1 protein-coding gene is annotated in these 1,406 nt (G+C 34.4%); it reads left to right on the forward strand.

The window, feature by feature from the left end; all coding sequences use genetic code 11:
• Positions 1 to 92: 92 nt before the first annotated feature.
• Entirely contained in the window at positions 93 to 1,346 is a 1,254-nt protein-coding gene (locus ABF638_RS37950; RefSeq protein ID WP_435027880.1) for a CHAT domain-containing protein, read from the forward strand.
• Positions 1,347 to 1,406 lie beyond the last annotated feature (60 nt).

Raw genomic sequence — 1,406 nt, forward strand, 5'->3', positions numbered from 1 at the left:
AGAGTTAGTGTAACTAGATATGTAAAGTTTTGTATTAGGATTCAACATTTCTGATACCAAATATATCCAAATCAGCTAAACTGCAAGCTCAGTTGAATCACTTAACTTTACTGATAAGTTGGGGAAAATGGCTCAGTCATCAACCAAATCAAGCGAACCTTCATCAGAAAGTTAATCAACAGATTCGAGTATTGGTAAATCAAATAGATGAAAATTCTTCTGCGTTTTTGGAGTTATCACCTGAGCCATCTATTCATGCTCGGTTGAATTTTGCTAATAACCTTAGCCAGATCCCGGATGAGCAATTGAAATTAGTAGCGATTCGATATGCTAAATTAGCCTTGAAAATGGCTGAAACTATTAATAGTATCCGATGGTTATCCTATAGTTTTGGTACTTTAGGTAAATTATCAACTCAAACAGAACAAAAACAGGCATATTTTAAGAAAGCTTTAGGATTCGCTCAATCAATTCGGGCTTCGGATATCGCCTACCAATGGCAACAGCAGTTAGGACTAATTTACCAAAAGCAGGGAAAAACTGAGTTAGCGATTCAGAACTATAATGCTGCGATCGCAAACATGACTCAAGTTCGTGATAGTTTTTTGTCAAGTAACCGAGATTTACAGTTCTCATTCCAGGAGGAAATGGAACCGGCATATCGCAATTATATGCGATTACTCTTAGCATCTCCTAGTCCTGATCTAAAAAAAGTAATACAAATAAATCAAGGACTGCAAATAGCACGTTTAGAAAACTTTCTTCGATGTGGCAAGCTTGACATTGTTGCTTTAAACCAGCTTCAAAATCTCAAGAACGTTCCATCGGTAATTAATATTATTGACTTAGAAGATACTATAGAGATAATTGTTCAGTCTCCAGATGGCTTACTTCACCATCATTCTGTTGACTCTAAGTTAGTCAGATTTCAGGTTAATCAGCTTTTAGAAGCGTTACAAAGCGAAAAATTTATTAATATCAATGAGAGCGCTATTACCCATTATTCTCAAAAAATTTATGAATCTTTAATTACACCAATTAAAACATATATACCCTCATCAGGAACGTTAGTATTCACTTTAGATAAATCTTTTCAAAGCTTACCAATGGGATTATTATATGATGGTAAAGATTATCTAATAGAGCATTATAGTATTGCAGGAACTGTAGGTTCTAGGGTAAGGCAACCTAGAATCTTGCATGAAAACCAAATGGTAGCTTTGATAGCTGGACTATCAAAAATTAGCCCCAGCTATATAGATAAAAATGCACCCAAAAACATGGGAAATTTGCCTCCATCTAAACAAGAACTAGAAAATGTGAAAAACAAACTAAATCGTCAGTAGCCTTGTTATACCAATTTTATATGAAGCTGCATATAATAGAGAAAACAAACTCGATAAATT

The organism is Nostoc sp. CALU 1950 (genome assembly GCF_051172895.1).
Lineage (GTDB): Bacteria > Cyanobacteriota > Cyanobacteriia > Cyanobacteriales > Nostocaceae > Nostoc > Nostoc edaphicum_A.